This is a genomic window from Flavobacterium hibernum, assembly GCF_000832125.1.
Classification (GTDB): domain Bacteria; phylum Bacteroidota; class Bacteroidia; order Flavobacteriales; family Flavobacteriaceae; genus Flavobacterium; species Flavobacterium hibernum.
The window spans coordinates 416,495-436,046 of the sequence record NZ_JPRK01000002.1 but is presented as its reverse complement, the minus strand read 5'-3'; the positions used below and the strand labels follow the sequence as shown (position 1 = coordinate 436,046).

Annotated in this window: 15 protein-coding genes and 2 pseudogenes; 5 read left to right on the top strand and 12 right to left on the bottom strand. The window is 30.2% G+C overall.

The window, feature by feature from the left end; all coding sequences use genetic code 11:
* Positions 1-31: 31 nt before the first annotated feature.
* Positions 32-1,081: an L-rhamnose/proton symporter RhaT gene (rhaT, locus tag IW18_RS01875; protein WP_041515859.1), complete on the bottom strand. Its 1,050-nt coding sequence runs from the start codon at positions 1,079-1,081 to the stop codon at positions 32-34.
* A gap of 389 nt (positions 1,082-1,470) precedes the next feature.
* Between rhaT and IW18_RS01870 the strand changes: the two genes are divergently transcribed.
* On the top strand, positions 1,471-2,511 hold the full coding sequence (locus tag IW18_RS01870) for a GntR family transcriptional regulator (RefSeq protein ID WP_041515858.1): 1,041 nt from the start codon (positions 1,471-1,473) through the stop codon (positions 2,509-2,511).
* 122 nt (positions 2,512-2,633) lie between these two features.
* On the opposite strand, the gene IW18_RS01865 is transcribed toward IW18_RS01870, so the two are convergent.
* The 4 genes from IW18_RS01865 to IW18_RS01850 form a co-directional block, all read right to left on the bottom strand.
* Entirely contained in the window at positions 2,634-2,810 is a 177-nt protein-coding gene (locus tag IW18_RS01865) for a histone H1 (RefSeq protein ID WP_041515857.1), read from the bottom strand.
* A 364-nt stretch (positions 2,811-3,174) separates the two neighbouring features.
* The gene (locus IW18_RS01860; protein WP_041515856.1) at positions 3,175-4,467 is read right to left on the bottom strand and encodes a DUF4861 domain-containing protein; all 1,293 of its coding nucleotides are present in this window, start codon (positions 4,465-4,467) and stop codon (positions 3,175-3,177) included.
* A gap of 223 nt (positions 4,468-4,690) precedes the next feature.
* Complete coding sequence (locus tag IW18_RS01855; RefSeq protein WP_123902571.1) at positions 4,691-5,137, bottom strand: hypothetical protein; 447 nt, start codon at positions 5,135-5,137, stop codon at positions 4,691-4,693.
* Between the two features lie 186 nt (positions 5,138-5,323).
* Complete coding sequence (locus tag IW18_RS01850; RefSeq protein WP_041515854.1) at positions 5,324-5,866, bottom strand: YcxB family protein; 543 nt, start codon at positions 5,864-5,866, stop codon at positions 5,324-5,326.
* A 411-nt stretch (positions 5,867-6,277) separates the two neighbouring features.
* Here IW18_RS01850 and IW18_RS01845 point away from each other — a divergent pair, with 411 nt between their 5' ends.
* Entirely contained in the window at positions 6,278-7,369 is a 1,092-nt protein-coding gene (locus IW18_RS01845) for a sensor histidine kinase (protein ID WP_041515853.1), read from the top strand.
* Positions 7,370-7,375: 6 nt separating this feature from the next.
* A pseudogene (locus tag IW18_RS22870) lies at positions 7,376-7,504 on the top strand (hypothetical protein); the annotation flags it as partial.
* 545 nt (positions 7,505-8,049) lie between these two features.
* On the opposite strand, the gene IW18_RS01840 reads toward IW18_RS22870, so the two are convergent.
* Positions 8,050-8,838: a thioredoxin-like domain-containing protein gene (locus IW18_RS01840; RefSeq protein ID WP_255313517.1), complete on the bottom strand. Its 789-nt coding sequence runs from the start codon at positions 8,836-8,838 to the stop codon at positions 8,050-8,052.
* Between the two features lie 106 nt (positions 8,839-8,944).
* The gene (locus IW18_RS01835; RefSeq protein ID WP_052480046.1) at positions 8,945-9,466 is read right to left on the bottom strand and encodes a hypothetical protein; all 522 of its coding nucleotides are present in this window, start codon (positions 9,464-9,466) and stop codon (positions 8,945-8,947) included.
* Between the two features lie 1,146 nt (positions 9,467-10,612).
* On the opposite strand from IW18_RS01835, the gene IW18_RS01830 reads away from it, so the two are divergent.
* Together IW18_RS01830 and IW18_RS22580 are read left to right on the top strand one after the other, a co-directional pair.
* Positions 10,613-11,320, top strand: coding sequence for a hypothetical protein (locus IW18_RS01830; RefSeq protein ID WP_123902575.1), 708 nt, complete (start codon positions 10,613-10,615; stop codon positions 11,318-11,320).
* Positions 11,321-11,394: 74 nt separating this feature from the next.
* Positions 11,395-11,862, top strand: a pseudogene (locus IW18_RS22580) (gliding motility-associated C-terminal domain-containing protein).
* A gap of 42 nt (positions 11,863-11,904) precedes the next feature.
* Here IW18_RS22580 and IW18_RS01820 read toward each other — a convergent pair.
* The 5 genes from IW18_RS01820 to IW18_RS01800 all read right to left on the bottom strand — a co-directional run bounded on the left by IW18_RS01820 (position 11,905) and on the right by IW18_RS01800 (position 19,545).
* The gene (locus tag IW18_RS01820; RefSeq protein WP_041515850.1) at positions 11,905-12,648 is read right to left on the bottom strand and encodes a rhamnogalacturonan acetylesterase; all 744 of its coding nucleotides are present in this window, start codon (positions 12,646-12,648) and stop codon (positions 11,905-11,907) included.
* A gap of 288 nt (positions 12,649-12,936) precedes the next feature.
* Complete coding sequence (locus tag IW18_RS01815) at positions 12,937-14,286, bottom strand: glycoside hydrolase family 28 protein (RefSeq protein ID WP_041515849.1); 1,350 nt, start codon at positions 14,284-14,286, stop codon at positions 12,937-12,939.
* 91 nt (positions 14,287-14,377) lie between these two features.
* Positions 14,378-16,393: a pectate lyase gene (gene pelA / locus IW18_RS01810; RefSeq protein ID WP_041515848.1), complete on the bottom strand. Its 2,016-nt coding sequence runs from the start codon at positions 16,391-16,393 to the stop codon at positions 14,378-14,380.
* A 254-nt stretch (positions 16,394-16,647) separates the two neighbouring features.
* Positions 16,648-18,243 (bottom strand): glycoside hydrolase family 43 protein, encoded by a 1,596-nt coding sequence (locus IW18_RS01805; protein ID WP_041515847.1) that lies wholly within the window; start codon positions 18,241-18,243, stop codon positions 16,648-16,650.
* Between the two features lie 75 nt (positions 18,244-18,318).
* Positions 18,319-19,545 (bottom strand): glycoside hydrolase family 88/105 protein, encoded by a 1,227-nt coding sequence (locus IW18_RS01800; protein WP_041515846.1) that lies wholly within the window; start codon positions 19,543-19,545, stop codon positions 18,319-18,321.
* Between the last annotated feature and the right edge of the window lie 7 nt (positions 19,546-19,552).

Here is a 19,552-nt window from a genome sequence, read left to right as displayed (position 1 = left end):
ACATGCTTATTAAATATTTATTTCCTGTATTTTATAATGAATTCCCTATTCCCACTAAAACTATCGAAAGCATAATTAATCCAATACCAACTCCAAAAGTTGTTATTGTTTTTTTAGAAACTCCTGACCACTCTTTCAAATAAAATCCCCATAAATTTGCTGTTAGAATAATCGTTGCCATGTGCAAAATCCATGAACTTGCTCCGTTTCCTAATTTACTTTCTCCCATTCCGTAAAAGAAAAATTGTAAAAACCACATGGTTCCTGCAATACCAGAAAAGAGTATATTTTTAGCAATTGGTGATTTTTTATTGGTATAATCTGAGAATGTTTTGTTTTTAAAATTTAAGTACATACACCAGATAAAATTGGTGGTTAAACCTCCCCACATCAAAACAATATAAGTAACGTTGTTTTGAAATAATGGATTACAACCGTAGTTTACAGCCGTTTCTGCCATTGGTTTTCCAGCTTCGATTCCGTAATTAAAAAACGAACTTAAAATACCTGATATTACCGCTATTATTAAACCTTTTACCAGATTAAAATCTTTGTCTTTATCTTCATGACCTACTGCAAAATCTTTTTCTTTAAGCATTCCTGCTTTTCCAGATATGGCAATACCAACAAGACAAACGGCTACACCCAGTAAAACTAAACGTCCGCCTGAACTGGTGAGCATATCGCTAAATGAAATTTTTCCATCAGTTGGATATAAATCGTAATAAACAGAAGGAACTAAGGCTCCAAAAGCTGAGCAAAAACCTAGGGTAATAGAATTTCCTAAAGACATTCCTAAATAACGAACTCCTAAACCATATGTTAGTCCTCCTACTCCCCAAATCAATCCCATTGTAAACGTGAAAGCTTTTATAGTTGGAGATGCTGTAGCTATTATTTCAATAAAATTTGGAATCGTTAAATAAGCAGCAATTGGCGGAACTATTAACCATGAGAAAAAACCTCCAACAATCCAATAGCTTTCCCAAGCCCAATCTTTAACTTTTTTAAAAGGCATATAAAAACTACCTGAAGAAAAACCTCCGATAGAATGAAAAATAATTCCTAATAATGACTCCATTTATTCTTTTTGTTTTTTGGTTAGTTTGGTAAGTTAGTTTGGTTTTGTAAAATAATAGAATGTAAAAAACAAAACTGTCCTGTACTATCCTTTATGGATTTGGCAATTATGTTAAAACTGAATATTATTACAAAGAACAACACAATAATATTGGAAATATAAATTTAAAATTTCTATTTTAGCAATCGATTTCGCAATTATTATATCCGCAATTAGGAGCTAATTAACAAATCTTACAAAATAAGAACCCTACGTTATCTATTTCGCAAGTTTTTGTAAGAATACCACCCTGACTGGAATATTTGTATGATTTTAAGCGATCTTTTTTAATGTAATTTAGAATTATATCTCTATTAGATTTAAACAGATATAATTTGCAAAAAACAATCATGATTAAACTTATCAAAATAGACGAAGATTCTAGAGTACCTAAATACAAACAAATTGTAGACTCGATCTTACAGAATATTGCTAATGGAAATTTAAAAATAAATCAAAAAATTCCATCAATTAACAGCTTTAGCGAGGAATTTTATATGTCCCGAGATACGGTAGAGAAAGCTTACAATATATTAAAGGAAAGAAAAATCATTTCGTCTATTAGAGGAAAAGGGTATTATATTACCAGAACTAAGCTTGAATCGAAAGTAAATATTTTATTTTTAATTAATAAGGTGAGTGCGTACAAAATGAAAACATACAGCTCTTTTATTAATACACTCGGCGCCAATGCACATACCGATCTTCATATTTATCATTGCGACGAAACACTCTTTTTGAATTTACTTGACAAATTTGAAGGCGCATACGATTACTATGTAATTACAACTCATTTTAAAACTGATGAATTAAAACATTTAAGTTTTACGGATGAAGTAGCTAAAGCAATCCAAAAAATTCCCGAAGATAAACTTGTCCTAATGGATAATATCAAACTGGGAATGGACGGTGAAATCATTAAAATTTACCAGGATTTTGAAAACGATATTTACAATGCTTTAAAAGAAGGAATTGCCAAGATATCAAAATACAAAAAATTAATTCTGGTTTATCCTGAAAAAGCTGTTTATCCTTATCCTAGAAGAATTCTGCACGGATTTAGAAAGTTTTGTGTGGAACATGAAATTAATTTTGAAATTCTAAGTGAGGTTTATGACGATATGATTCTTAAAAAAGGAGATTTGTTTATTACAATTGAAGAGTCTGACTTGGTTAATTTAATGAAGCAAATTCGTGATGAAGAATATGTTTTAGGAAAAGATATTGGTGTGATCTCTTATAATGATACCCCTCTTAAAGAATTATTAGGAATCACAGTTATGTCTACAGATTTTAATGTGATGGGAGAAACCGCTGCCAGAATGATTTTGAATAAAGAAAAAGGACAAGTAAAAGTTCCGTTTAATTTTATTGATCGAAATTCTATCTAAGGGACAAATGTTTTCTGTAAACTATTTTGATTTCTCGTTACACAAAAAATAAACAAAGAAATCTATAAAAAAACCTCGTTTAAAATTCATTAAACGAGGTCTTTTTTTTGTAAATAAAAGTATTATTTTTTTGATTCTTCGATAGAAACTTTTCTAAACTCTTTTAAAAGTTTTTCAATTTCTAAAGTAGATTTACGTGCTCTCGCTCCTGCAGCTTTAACACCTTTTTCAGTTAATGATTCAGCCTCTGCTTTAAATGTGTCAATTTCGGCGTGGATTTTTCCTAATAGATCTTTCATGCTTATAAGTATTAAATTAAGGCGCAAAAATAAAAGTTTGCTTGGTAGTTACAACTAATTTGCTGTTAAATTTATCCCTGCTTTTTGGCCGTCACCTTTACATTAAGTTTACTCGCATTTTTTTTAATTGAATAAAACAAAACAACAAACTAGTAATCAAATACTTAATTTAAACATATCTGAAAAAGTAATTTTTATAGCTATCAAAACTTTTTTTCGCTAGAATACGATTTTCTCTTAAAAATATTTAAAAAACTTAAGTTTTCTCAGTACTACATCCTTAGAATCATGTTTTATTGAGGAATATTTACCCACATAAACCCGTGTTGCCTCTCAAAATTCTTTTATTTTTATATCTAAATAGCTACTTTACAACTTCAACTTTAATTTTTGCTGATAGTTGTTTTGCCAAAGCTGTAACATAATTGGTAAAATATGCTGAGTCTTTAAAGTTTTTATCTGCACTCAATTCCCAACCTGCTATTGCATAATAAGAAATCTCTTTGTTGTTTTTTATTGAGAGTTTTGCCAAATAAGAATCTGTTAATTGTCCGGTCTTTGGAGCTTCGATATAACCTTCATAAATATTCTTTGGTACTAAAATCGCAGTTCCCAAAATCCATTGACGTTCATAGGTTAAATAATCGTGCTGAATTAGACAAACCCAATCGCCAGATTCAATTACTTTTAGTGGATTTTTGTTGTTTAAGTTAGAAAGTGCAACCAAAAATGTTTCTTTCCCTTTTATGCCGTTTATTACAACGGTGTTCTTAAAACCATACATTCCAGGCCAGATCGAAGTAGTTTCTTGTACTTGATATTCATTTCCACAAGCCCTCCAATTAAAATAATTATAATTTAAAACAGAATTGACTGGCCCCTCTGCCGCAATTTTAAAAGTCGTTTTTTCGATGTTATTTACAGTGTCACTTGCAATAATTCCAAGTCTATTTATTTCATTGTTAATTAGCAAAGCATAACCTCCTAAACCAACAGAGTTTCCAACCGGAAAAATATCTCTTCCCCAATCGTACATTACATGATAATTGTCTTCTACAGCTCCTTTACTATTAATACCAACATCTTCAGGGGTAATTGCCGGAATTCTTTTTCCGAAAACATCTTTAGAATTTCGTCCGTCCAGGTAATGTCTAAAACCTACTTTATCGTTTTCCCACGTTGGCCCATCGGTTTGATATTTTTGATATCCCAGTTTTTTGTGTACTTGATTCGCCATTAAAACCTCTTCAGTTGCTGGATGTACAGGCAGATTTTTCCCTTCTCTTTTTCCAAATCTTACACTTGTTTTTATTGGATACTTAGGATCGGTTGGAGACCACTTTAATTCTAAAGTTTTCTTTTCGTTAGGAGAAAAATCTGCAACAAAAAAAAGCTCATCCCATTTTCCGTCTCCATTTAGATCATTTACCTGTGCTGGAATTGTGTCTGCTTTATAAATCAAAACAGGATATTGATTTATTTTTTCCTTTAATGAAAACTGACTTCTTTTTATTGAAATTGCCATTTCTGTCAGTTGTAATTCTGTCGTATTTTTCAAAACAACTTTCTCTACGAATGTTTTTTTCTGTGCATTACAATTCATAAAAACCATCAGCAAAACGGCACTTATTGGGCTAATTTTGATTGCTTTTTTCATTACTTTTTTTCCTTTATATTTTTAAACAATTTAGACCATTTAGTGCAAATAAAAAAGTTCTTTATAACGAATTTTTATTGCCTTACAAGCCATATTTATTTTTAAGGAAAAGCATTTCTTTATTGACTAATTATTATAATAAAAAAAAGGATATAAGTATGACTTTATATCCTTTAACAAAAAAAATCTAACTGTAATTAACTAACCATACAAATATTTAAAACTACATCATAAAAAATAGTGCTTTATAAAAGCCATTAAACTGTGTTTGAAGATGATTTGAAGTTAAAAATTTTGATTCTGTTATCTGTAACGCAGGATCAGGTTTACTAAAATATTTTTTTAGTTCTTTTACAATTTCAGTTCTAGTTTTGGAACTGTCTAATAAAATTAAACTATTTATTTCTTCTAAAAAAGACATACTATTGTATAATTGCTTGTCAAATAAACAAACTAAAACATTATTCTCTTTTTTATTCAGCTTTAAAAATTGAAGTAATTCAGTTTTATCATGAATCACATATATAAAACGATCAAAATCATTTGAATCGGTTTTGTTTTCATTTAAGAAATGACCGTCAGTAAAATCGAATTCATTCTCAAACTTCCTTTTAAACATTTTTAAAAAGATTTTTTTATTATCGCATACTAAAACTTTATCCTTTTTCATTTTTCTAATTTCTTTAAAAGACATTTAAAATTTTATTTCAGTTTTTTTTCCAAATACAACTCTTTGCTATATTCAGATCTCAATATCTAAAAATTGCCAAGCAAAGGTAAATTGATTTAATTCTTCCAACGTAACACAAGACGTCATAAAACCAATAGAATAAGCTATATAATAAGTGTATTATGATTAAATTTTTGTGATTGGAGTTACATTCTTATTTACGAATGAAATTAATTCATTCATCTGTCTAGTATCATTATAATTATTTGAAATCGAAATGATATACCCATTTTTATCTTTTACATACAAAAACAAAAAATCTTTGGTGATAATAGCTTTTTCAATACAACTCCATTCATGCGTAAATACTCCTATTGGGGAACGAACACATATAAAGGAATTTGTAAAACTAAATTGGTATTTTTTTACAAATCTTTCGAATTTTAATAATCTCTTTATTAAACTAAATGTCATATTACAAATTGCATCTACTATTGAATAATAGAATAGCAAAAAAAGAATTACAAGAAATAAACTCCCAACTATCCATTGAATAAAATCGTTGTCATTTCTAAGATTAAAGAAATCAAAAAATACAACTACAAATAACATAAAAGCCAAGAAGAGCATTACCCTTTTCTTGTACAGATCTTTAAAATACATTTTATTCAACTTTCGTATTTCATTCATATCTAATCTGAATTCCAAAGAAAAATTTGCAGCATTCATTTGATTGAGATTAATTGTTTGTTTTGGTTAAAAACTTGTGGTAAGACAGAATGCAAATTTAGATCGGGGACATAAAATGAATTCCCTCATCAGGTTTTTAAAATATCAGAATAAGACTTTTTTTTCGATTCTTATTCATAAAACGGATTTTGAATACAACTCTAAAACAAAAAAGAAATGATTTTATAAAATAGTTTTAATCCAAATCTTTTTCTTACAAAAATCTATCGGGTATTTTTCATTACAACCAAGCCTTGATAAGTCAAAAAAATATCAGAATAAGGTCAAATAAACAACGGTATTTAGTTTGTTTTCAAATAGTTAATAAATTTATGTTTTTTTTTTATTCACTCAAATATTTACTTATTTTTGAATCTAATTTAAATCGATTATAAATAATTTCCTACAAAAATGAAATTTCCCACATTAGACAAAAAACTTAAGGAAAGAACAAAGGAGCTCACTTGTCTTTATGAGATTTCACAAATAATATCAGAAACAAATTCAATAAAAAAAGAAGTTCTAAAAAAGATAATTTCATGCACCAGAAAAGCTTGGTGCTTTCACAAAGAAGCAATAGTAGAAATAAATATTTTAACTTTTAATTTATCAACATCACAAATTCTAAATAAAACTATTACTCAAGTTAGCCAGATACCAATTTCCGGCACTTCTTCGGGCTACATAACAGTACATTATCCTGACGCAAAATACACTTATGAAGACTTTCTTGAAGAGGAACAAAAATTACTCAATACGATAGCTATTGAGGTAGGAAATTATATCGAAAAATTTCAAAATCTGAAAAAAAAGGCTTCACTAAGAAAAACTTTAGAAAGAATGGATCGTTTGTCTATACTTGGCGAAATAACAGCAGGAATAGCACACGAACTAAATACTCCTCTGGCCAATGTTTTGGGCTTTGCAGAACTTATTAAGCAAAACAATACAGATCCCGAAATTACCTCAGACATTTCTATTATAATAAATTCAGTCATATACTCACGCGAGATTATTAAGAAACTAATGTTTTTTTCACGCGAAATGCCTCAACAATTAAAACCAACAGAGCTTAAGCCAATAGTAACATTCGCTGTGTCTTTTTTAAAACAAAATTTTCAAAAAAAAGAAATAAAAAACGAAGTCTTCTTTAGAGATGAAAATATTATCGCAAAAATTGACTCGGTACAAATTACACAGGTTCTTTTTAACTTACTCCTAAATGCAATTTATAGTTCACCAAATAATAGTTTAATAAAAATAAAAATTGACAATGATTATCAAAATATCATTATAAAAATTGAAGACCAAGGCACAGGAGTATCAGACGACATTAAATCCAAAATTTTTGAGCCCTTTTTTACCACTAAATCCAAAAAGAAAGGCTTAGGCTTGGGACTAAGCGTAGTACAAGGAATAATCCAAAACCATAACGGAGAAATCACAGTAAAAGACAACTTTCCAAAAGGAGCAATTTTCACAATACGATTACCTCAAATTTAATACAAAATGAATCAAAAAAAAGAGAGCATATTAATTGTCGATGATAATGATGATATGCTAAACTTACTTCAACGCCATCTAAAAGTTTTTAAGTATCATACCTACAAAGCTTCATCTGTAAACGAAGCTATTAATGTTTTAAAATACAATATAATTGATCTTTTGATCACAGATCTAAATATGCCCGAAGTGAACCGACGAATCTGGTTTATCCGTTCCAACACCAACCTGAGAATAAGCCGAATAGGATCCTAAAGCAACGAACAAGGGGAGTAATCTATTTTTCATAACATTAATTATTATGCGTTTAATTTTCTGTAACTCATTAAATTTCAAATAGCTAGATTTGAAAGTGCAAAGTTCTTCTGAAAATAGATTTATTTTTACCCGTAAAAGTTTTTAAACTTATAAATTAAGGTATTTATTAAATCACTAAATAAAACTTGATTTTCATCAAACATCTCTTTTTTCTTTATTTAATAATATATAAAACAAAGAAACTAGCTATTACAATAACTTAAGACCTTATTTAAACTAAATATCATTAGTTTATGCTTAAAAAAAACACATTTAAAAATGTTAGACTTGATACATAAACCATATTTTCACTTTTGCGATCGCGCATTAAATTTTCTTTATAAACCTATTTTACTCCAAAACATAATTTTATAAATAAAACATTATGTTTTATTTAAATAGTACATTAATTGCTTATAACTGACGTCTTTTAGTATTACTTTTTTATTTTCATCTAAAAGATAAATAGAAGGAATACTCTCGATCCAATATTGAGTTCTAATTGTTGCAAAATCCATGTTTCCCCAAAGATTTGCCCAATTATTTGGAAATTTATTCTCCTTTAAATATTTATGCCATTCTGCACTATTATTATCTACATAAACTGCCAAAAATGAAATGTTTTTTGGTGCTGCATTAATAAGCCAGTCTTTTACAATGGGAGATACTCCAACACATCGTGAACAATCAGGATCAAAAAAATAGAGAATCGTATATTTTGATTTACTATTTAGTAACGATATCTTTTTACCGTTTTGATCTTCTAAGTCAAGTTGGGCAGCAACAGTATCAACTTTATTTTTTAAAATAAACGAAACTCTTGAACCAATATCATCTTTTCTCCAATCTGGAGTAAAAATTTGTTCCTGCTCATTTTTAAGAATATAGATACCCATTTCTTCATTAAAAAACCCACTGCTTTTTTGTAAATAAAGATTAAGCAGCGCTTCTTCAATAATGTGATATACTTTTGACTTTACAACAGCTCTTTCCAATAGATCATTAGTTGTTTTAATTATGTTTAGAGTATCTTTTTGATTAAACAGATTCACATAATAATTGGTTTTCCCAATTAAATAAGGAGTATTAATTAACATCTCATCTTCAAAATTAACCCCTTCCCAATAATTTTGTTTTATGAAACTTACTGCATTTTGATACTTTTCGCTTATATGTTATTGTCCCCGTTTCTAAATTTTGAGATTGTGTCTTTACAGTTTGCTCACTTTCAACCAAATTAGTAATCTCGGTTTTAACTGTAATATTATTAAAAATTGTTCAAGAATTATCGATAACATCCTTGACAACATTAATATTACTAGTAGTTCCTGCCTCGTTTTTATAAGAATAAAATCCCGCACCGTTATTAGTAAGAGTAGTAATTGTTTCGTTTTCTTTTACTATACCATTAATATCAATAGGCTGTATATTTCCAGATGTATCAATATAAGTAAACTGATTCGTAACAGGGTTAAACGTTACATTTCCATCACCATTAGAAACTTCGCCGGCAGTCAAAATTCTACTCCACTTATTAATATACCAATAGTAGTAACCTGGTGTAACATCAGCAACAGTTTCTTTATTAAAAATAAGAAGACTATTTATAATCTCCGATCCAATTGGAGCCTTATCTGTACTACTTTTTAATTTAATCTGCGGTATCAAAATTCCTTTATTTTCAGCAAAAACTTCTAGTTGAGCAGAATTTGAAGTAGGCACTATTTTCCCTACTAAAACCAGAGAATAAGCAGAATAAGCCCCTAAAACAATGAAAAAAGGGAGTAATTTATTCTTCATACGATTTAATCTTTAATAAGTTATTAAATGATTGAGTAATATCGTAGAACTTTCAAATGAAAATACGTTTCATTTAATTCACGCATTTCATTTTATCATTCTTTAATAATTTAAGACTATACAAGTCTTAAAATATAAGATCTAGGTAAAAACCTTTTTGTATAACCACAAAAAGCTTTTAAACTTACAGTTTAGAACATTCTAAAACTGTGATGCGATTTAACAGTTAAAATAATAAGTAATTAAAGCAGGTAAAATAAGACATGTGCAGCAAATGTCAGATTCTAGAAATCAGATTAATTAAAATTTAAAGGCTTATAGTAAATTTAATTAGAAAGAAAAGTGCCTGATTATAAGATATAAAAAAAATAAATATATTATATCACGGCGGTTGGTCGTACAGATTTGAAACCTATATAAGAGATCGTAAAGACAAGTTAAATAAAAAAATCTCTATGCTCTAAACTTATAATTAGCATCTAAAATTTATATATAATTAAAATTTATTATACTCAAATGTACATATTTCACACATAACAGCAACAAAATCAACATGTTATTTTTAAAAAAAACTATTATTGAAGCAAATAATTTCTCATTTACATCCATATCATCTTAAATAATAATCTCTTCATACCTAAAATTTAAAAGAATTAAATTTTATAAAATATCACCGAATGAGATCTCCTTTCCAGCTTGCTAAATTCCTTTATTCATAATTTAAATCTAAAGAATAACAAAAATGCACCTAAATCTTATCAGTGTTACACAAAGAAGTACTAAAAAGAAAAACCTGCTTATAATTAAAGTATAATTTTATATACCAATAACTATCTATAGCTATAGGATTGAACTGAAAACAAATTAAAAATCTATTAAAAAAATATATATTTTAAAATTATATAATTATTTAGCAAAAAATCATCGATAACAAATTACAATAAAAGCCTTAAAAAAAAACACAAAAACATAATTAACAGGGTTTTAACTTCACTACATTTACATCAATATATCATACACCTGATTAAAAAAATCCTCTCTTTTAATCATTGATATAGCTTTTTATATAACTATGTGCCATTTATTTTACAATCTAAAAAACTCATGTAGATTCAAAACATTATTTACAGTTTAAATCAAAGAGAAATGGTTCAGAAAATTATAAAATCGACTTTACTAGCTTTTTTTTTCATTTGCAAACTAACATCACAAGTCGTTAATTATGGTGATATGTATCTTATGCAAAATACTCCAGTTAAGACTTTCTTTAATTTTCAAAATACCGCTACTGGCGATCTTTTACAGGATGGAAGTCTTTATGTAAATGCCAATTTTAAAAACGAAGGTTTGGTGCGATATAATGTGGCTCAAAATGGAACCACTTTTTTTTCAGGAAACCAAACTCAAATAATTGAAGGATCTGAAACATCTTATTTTCAAAATATTGTTTTTGATAATATTACATCAACTGCACCTTTTCACTTGGCTTCTAATATTAATATTGGTAAAAATGCATCATTTAAAAATGGAATTATTGATGCCGATACTTACAATGGAAAAATGATTTTTGATGAGAATGCTTTTCATTCCAACGCCAGCAATTTGAGTTTTGTTGATGGAAAGGTAGAAAATTTAGGCAATTTACAATTTGAATTTCCAATTGGCGATGAAATCTATTTCAGACCATCGATAAATAATAAAGCTGGCGATGATAAAAATATCTACACAACTCAGTTTTTTTTTAAAATACAGGAACCCTGCACCCATATACAAGTAAAGATCCAGAAGTTCTCTCTATTGACCAAAAGGAATACTGGAATATTGTTCAAAACCAAGGAACTGAAAAAAAAGTAATTAGTCTTACTCTTGATAAGAATACAACCCCAGAACTATTTTTTGAGGATTCAGCTACTTCTCAACTTGCCATAGTGAGATGGGACGATACCACATCAAAATGGATTAAAGAAAAAGGAGAAATTACAGATTTACTAACTGGTGCAGATTATACAAAAATAATCACTACACAGGTAAGCGGATACGGAATTTTCACTATTGCTTTAGCAGAAAAAGACAATCCGGCACCACCAACTGATCTAATTATTTACAATGCAATTTCACCAAACAATAATGGCAAAAATGACAGTTTTCATATAAAAGGAATTGATAAATACCCTGATAATAGAGTCGAAATCTATAATAGATGGGGCGTTAAGGTATACGATGCACTTTCATATAATGAAAATGACGTTATGTTCTGAGGATATTCAGACGGTCACGATACTGTTAAAAAAAGCGCAGGTCTACCCGCCGGAACATATTTTTATATTTTAAGGTACAATAAGAATAACGAATCAATTCAAACCACTGGTTATTTGTATATTAATAACGATAAATAATGTTTCTTTTGAAATTATTAATGAAACCGAAATTCAACAATCTTACCTAACTGCACTTTTTAGTTTTTGAAGAGATTGGCTCTCAGAAATTTTAATTTGATCTATTACGATTTGAGCAATCTTTGTTGCCCCTAATAAAGACAAATGAGTATCATCGGCCTTATCCTTATCGTAATAAGCATTTTCTCCAGCTTTATAATGCAAGTGAAGTTGTTTTGATTTTTCAGGTCCGTAAGATTGCTCCAATAATTCAGTAAAATATTCCAAATCGATAAAAAGTACTTTATATTCTTGCGCGACCAATCTTGTTTCTAACGGATAATCTCCATGAGTAGGAAGTAATACTCCTTTCTCATTAAAATTACGTCTAGAAATCGAAGTCAATAGAACGGGAATTGCCCCTTTTTCTCTACTCTCTTGTACAAACTTAATTAAATTATATCTATAAGCCGTATGCGGGTTTGTATAGCGTGTCGAATCCTCTATTTTTTCGTCATTATGTCCAAATTCTATAAAAACATAATCTCCCTTTTTAAGTTTTTTATAAACAGAATCCCAGCGTTTTTCATTGATAAAACTTTTTGTACTTCTACCATTTACTGCCTTATTCTCTACAACAATATTATCCTTAAAAAAAGGTTGAAGTACTTGTGCCCATCCATGTTCAGGATTACGATCAGGATCTTTTTTGTTTGCCATTGTAGAGTCCCCAATAGTATATAATGTTGTCTTTTGAGCAAAACAAACTGACGATATTAGCAATGTGAATAAAATATATTTTTTCATTTTTTTTATTTTATGATTTTTAACTTTTTAGATTTTAGATTACTCATACTTTGCTATTCCTAAGAACGAGTAATCTCAAATAATAGTACTCCAATTTTGATATGCTTTATGTTAGTTTCTTGCGAAGATTCCTCGTTCCTCGGAATGACAAAAATGCGCAGAAACTAGTATTTCAGTACCTCTGAACCTTTGAATCTCTGAAGCTTTGAACCTTTGAACCTTTACAAATAAGAACCTTTACAAATAAGAACATTTGCAACTCAGAACCTCTAAACCTCAAAAAAAAAACTATTTTGCAGATGTAGGAACACTAGCTCTTTTACCAATAAAAACATCTGTCATTAAAACGTTTTCTGCATTTTCATTTGAAATCGCATTTTTAGCTTCTTTAATTTCAATATTTCTAAGCGATATATTTCTAATTTTTTTATCAGGAAATCCTTGAATTACAATTCCAGATTCTGTTGCTTTATTACATGTAATGTTTGAAAAGTAAATGTTTGAAATTTCCGATTGATAACCATTTCCTTCTCCGTGATAATTGGCCGTAATGTATAGACAATCTTCTACTTCATTTAATTCAATATTTCGAACAAAAACATTCTTTATAAAGCCTCCTCTATCTGCATTGGTTTTTAGATAAATTCCTCTTTTTAAATACCCTACAGTTTTGCAATTTTCTACAAATACATTTTGAACTCCTGCCGACATTTCGCTTCCAATTACAACTCCATGCAGTCCTTTAAAATTGCAATTTCTAATGACAATGTTTTCACTTGGGGTCGCAAAATTGGCTCTTCCTTCATGATCTCTACCCGCTTTTATAGCAACATTATCGTCGCCGTTATCAAACGTTACATTTTCGATTAAAACATCTTTTGCATATTCTGGATCAATACCGTCGTTATTATAATTCAATGATTTGTAGCTAATTCCTCGAACAGTAATACTCTCGGATTTTAAAAGATGTAAACACCAAAATGGCGAATTTTCAATACGAACATTTTCAACTAAAATATTTTTACACTTAAAAAACTGTATCATTTGCGGACGTAAAAAATAACCGTCTCCTAATTTTCTCTCGCTTAAAGGAACATTATTATGATTCATTTCACGGCTCAAATCTTTTCCTTTTCCTTCCTTTGCTTTAAAACTTCTCCACGTTTTCCCTCCTTCTCCATCAATTGTACCTTCGCCAGTTATTGCAATATTAGAGCATTCGTATGCATAGATTAAAGGACTATAATTATAAAGCATTGTTCCTTCCCAACTCGTTAAAACCATTGGCAAGTAATCTTCTGGTTTGTCACTAAATTTAATTTTTGCCCCTTTCTCTATTTTAAGATTTACATTGCTTACAAAATGAATTGGTCCATTAATTTTATAAATTCCTCTAGGAACAATTATAGTTCCGCCATTGTTCTTTTTACACAATGCCATTGCTTTATCAAATACCACTTTGTTATTGGTAATGGAGTCTCCTTTTGCTCCCAATTTCAAAACATTAATTTGATAAGATGGAATCACGGGAAGCTGAATTCTCTTGACGATTGAATCTACTTTGGCCGTTGGAAATTCATTATTCTGACCAAAAGAAATCCATGAAATGAATAGAAAAATGAAGTACTTGAAATTCATATATTTTTTTATTAAGGTTCAAAGTTACTAAGTCCTTAAGCATCTAGTTTTTATGTTGAATACTTAATTCTCTTGTCAACTTAATTGGTGCTTATTTGACAGTTGTGGAACTCGAATACCAATTTGGCTTCGAATCTTTTAAAATGTTTTCGATGGTATATTTTTCCGCCTCTTTCTTTGTAAGCTGTTTCGACCATTTGACTCTTTTGGTTGGCTGAAAGCCTTCGCCTTTGCAATTGTATTCAGCATAAAAAGCATTCTTTTCTGCTTCAGGCTTAGACCAATTTTCCCAACCTTCAGGTTTAATCTGTTTTCCCATATCACAATTGATGTAAACTGTTTTTGCATAAAAGCGCCAAGGTCTTCCTAAATAAACATCTGTTGCTGCGGGTTCTGCCGTTAATTTGCAATCTTTAAACACAAATCCAAAAGCAGTATTTTGTGGTGTAGAAGCAGCTGTTATATAAGAACTTTTAATACTGTGAATTTCACAATTTTCGAATAAAGCTGTTGCTCCGCCAAAAATAAAATCTGTTGTACCTTCAATATAACAGTCTTTAAAATATTGTTTTGCATCTTTTCCTGACAAGTACAAAGTATCCTGATTTCCTAAAAGAATACAATTTGCAATTTTAGCACGATTTGCCACTACAGATAATGCAATACCTTGTCCGCGATCTCCCGAAGCATTTTTAATGGTTAAATTTGATGCCAAAAAATCATCGCCTTCCACCAAAAGTGTATAAGTATAAAAAGTACTATTTCTTCCTAAACTGATTTTCGAAAAATTATCATCAAAAGTAATAATGGTTTTTTCTTTACTTTCACCTTGTAAAACTACATTGGTATTCCATTCTGGAATTCTAACTTTTTCATTGTAGATTCCGTTTTTTACATAGATCGTAACTTTATCATATGGAAATGCCGGACAAGCATAAACAGCATCTTGAATTTTTGTAAAATCCCCCGTTCCGTCTTGCGCAACGGTAATTAAACTAATATTTTTTTTTTCTAAAGCCGAAACTTTTGTTCCATTTTTAACTGCCCATGCATCATACTTTTTCAGGACCTCGGTTGGCGCCTCAGTATACCAAGAATATCCATTACGTCTTTCAGAACCAATTTCGTCCAAAGATTTTCTCTTGATTCCGTCACGATCGCAAAAGAAAGGTTCGTTCGTATCAAGATCCATAAACCTTGCCCAAATTGGTTCTGCATTTTGCGTTACAATCATTTTCTTATCAATAACTTTTCCGGCATCGTTCAAAACGCGTTTCTCCTCCAGATTGGTGATTTTAGTTTTTTCGAACCAAGCCTTAGCACTTTTTACTGCTGTAACTATTTCTGCTGAAGGCTTTTCAATTGACATTAAAAGCAATACAATTTTTGTAGATTCATAACCGCTAAGAGATGCCAATTCAAAAGCTCTTGCATTGGCTGGTGCAAAAGTAATTTCATCGTGTTGGGCGCACCAAGCTGTTAAAACACCATTTTGTTTGTATTGTGTTTTCAGGATACAATCAACCCCTTTATCAAAAGATTTCTTGGCTTTTTCAACAATTTCTGCTGATGGTTTTATACTGTAATAATCCGTTTGCTCTCCAACTTGTTTCATGATATTCAATATATTCACCATCGAATCATCATTATAAGTGATATGTGTATAATATCCTTTTTTTAGAGGATAAAACTGAGGCCAACCACCATTTTTATACTGAGCTTCAAACAAATAATTAAGTCCTTTTAAAAATGATTCTTTGTAGCGTTCATCTTTTACTTGTGCATACATTTTCGACATAAAAAGCATTTCCTGAGATGTTGCTCCGTTGTCTGTCGTTATTTCATGCAAATCACTTTTCAGTGCCAGTAAATCCTTTTTTTGTTGCGGCGTTAATTCTTGCTGCATTTGGATATTTTTTGGCCATCCGCCAATATCTCTTTGATAAAGCAAAACGTTTTCAGCAATCTTTTTAGCCTCGTCTGTTCCAAACCAAGAAGCATCATTTTTGCGAATAATATCCGGCCACTTTTTATACGTATTTTGCGCATTTAGCGTAATACTTAATCCTAACGCAAAAAGGAGAACTATTTTTTTTAATTGAATCATTTTACCGTTGTTATTATTTTTTTTTAAAAGACAATATTTTAAGCTTTGAAACCTCAATACTTTTCAATTCTTATTTTAACACTAAAAAAGATTAAAAAATAATTTATTTGTAAGAAAAAGCATTTAAATAATTTTAAAGCACTAATTTATACTCTAATGTAAATTAGTACCGATTTTTTTATTTCTTTCAATACAAACCAATTATTTAAGTCGTTTTTTATGAAATCAAAGCGAAAATTTCGAATTAGCCGTTTTTATTTCGAAATTCTAAACCAATCTACCGCCACATTGCCCGAATCATTTGTTACTTTTTGACTTAATGCAAAAAGACCTAATTTCGCGCCAATCCATTTTCCTTCCTTAGCAATAAAATCAGTTCCAATCGATTCATATTTTTTATCATCTAAACTGTAGAAGAAACTACAAACACCACCTTTTTTAATTTTAACTCTCAAATAGATTGTATTCTTAGTAATTAGAATTGGTTTAGTTTCATTCTCTAAAATTGTTTTATCGAAGTTCCCTGTCTTTTGACTCAAATATAATTTTCCGTTATTATTTTTAAAACACAAATAACTATAATCTAATCCCATAACCAAAAGTCCAGTTGATTCTTCGTTTAATCTGGTAGTAAAAGTCATTTTTGTTGTTGCTGTAAATTCTTCGGCAGGGAATTTTTGCAACAGCAAATTTGGTGCTTCAAATATTTTCTGATTGTCTTTTAAGGTAGTTTGACAGAATAAATTTAAATATCCTAAACTTGTTGGAAATCCCCAGTTAATCTGAGAATTTGCTTGCCATTGCCACTGTAAACCTAATTTTGGCTCATTAAACTCATCTGACTCAGCTGGAGTTTCAATTGGATATTTCTTTCCTACATTTGGTTTTTTGAATGTCGTAACCGGTTCACCAATTCCATTCTTATCAAAATCCTGTCCCATAACTGGCCAGTCTTTTTCCCATTTCATAGGCTGAAGATGTACAATTCTACCATATGCACCTTTGTCCTGAAAATGAATAAACCAATCTTCGCCCGTTTGCGTTTGCACCCAAGCACCCTGATGTGGTCCATTTATAGTTGTTTTTCCCTGTTCAAGAACTTTTTTCTTTTCATAGGGACCATAAACATTTTTAGATCTTAATACCGTTTGCCAACCTGTTGCTACTCCTCCGGCCGGTGCAAAAATATAGTAGTAATTATTTCTTTTGTAGAATTTTGGGCCTTCAATGGTTTCTTCGCCTTCATGTCCGTCAATTACCATTACTTCGTCGTTATTGGCAACTGTACCTTCAGCATTCATGCTGCAAACCACTATTAAACTTTTAATTTGAGCACGACTTCCTGCAAAAGCATGAACTAGATAAACTTTACCATCATCATCCCATAACGGACTGGGATCTATAAGTCCGATTCCTTTTTTTACTAAAAGTGGTTCAGACCAAGTTCCTTGCGCACTTTTGGCTTTTATCATATAAATTCCAAAATCGGGATCAGGATAATAAATGTAAAATTCATTATTATGAAAAGTAATGCTTGGCGCCCAAACTCCATTGCCATGTTGTACTTTATCGTACGTTTCAAATGGTGGTTGTTTTGCAAGTGCATAACTTATAATTTTCCAATTTACAAGATCTTTCGAATGCAAAATAGGCAATCCCGGAATACAATTAAATGACGATGCGGTCATATAAAAATCATCTCCTACACGCACAACATCAGGATCTGAATAATCGGCATGGATTATAGGATTTGTATAAGTTCCATCTCCATTATCGGGTACCCAGACTTGAGCAAAATTCTTCTGCAACGAGAATATTGAGAGAAAAAGGAAGATTTTTAGAATTTTCATTTGTGGTTATTAACTTATTAAACCCGACAGTCCCGAAGTCTCGGGATAAAAACCTGTCGGGTTTCGTTACGATTATTATCTATTCAATTCTATAGCAGCCAAGATAAAAGGCCCAGTTGCTTTAGGATCATTGTCTTTTTTTCTTTCATTTACATAATAACTGTAAGAACCGTCACGATAAGGTGTTCCGCCTAAACCAGCTACCTGACAAGCTTGTGTTAGTGTAATTCCACCATCGGCATCTATTTTTGTAATTAATTTAGTTGTTAAACCATCAAAAGCTTTATTAGCCAATTTTTTATATTTTGCAGGTAAATATCCTTTGTTAACTCCTTTTGCAAAAGCATAAGCAAACATAGACGAACCTGATGCTTCAAGATAATTTCCTTCGGCAGCACCTTTGTCCGTTACCTGATACCATAAACCAGATTTAGGTTCTTGATATTTAGCCAAAGCTGCACAAGCGTTATTTAAATACTTTACTAATTCTTTTTGTTTTGGATGATCTTTTGGCATATAATCTAAAACATCAACAAGTGCCATTACGTACCAACCTAATGCTCTTGACCAGAAATTTGGAGAATTTCCTGTTTCTTTATTTGCCCATGGCATTTGTTTACTTTCATCCCAAGCATGGTACAATAATCCTGTTTTTGGATCTGTTGCGTGCGACTGAATTAATTCGAATTGTTTTGCGATATCATCAAAGCTTTTTCCGTTTTCAAACGTAAGTGTGTATTGTGCATAAAATGGTTCTCCCATATACAAACCATCTAACCACATTTGATTTGGATAAATTTGTTTGTGCCAGAATCCTCCGCTTGCTGTACGTGGCTGTTCTGCCAATTGTTTGCGTACTAATTGCATTGCTTTTAAATATTTATCTTCTTTTGAAGTTGCATAAATATCAAAAAGTAAACGTCCTGGTACCACCAAATCGATATTGTATTTATCAAACTCATAGGTTTTAATAGTTCCGTCAGCTTGCACCAATTCATCTACATAACCTCTTATATAAGCTTTGTAACGAGCATCTGGATTTTTTTTATACAATTCTTCTATCGAATGTAAAACCAAAGCATGCACATAATCCCATTTTGGCTTTTTAGAATCGTCGATCATATAAGCTTCAGGATGACGTTTCATTAACGTTAACGCCATTTTATCAGACCATTTTAAATTTTTAGAAATTACTATTTCTTTTTTTGCAGGTTCTTGCGAAGTCACTTTGCAACTCGTGAAAGCCATTAAACAAACTAAAGCAATCGATGTAAAATATCCTTGTCTTCTATTATTTTTCATTTTAAAA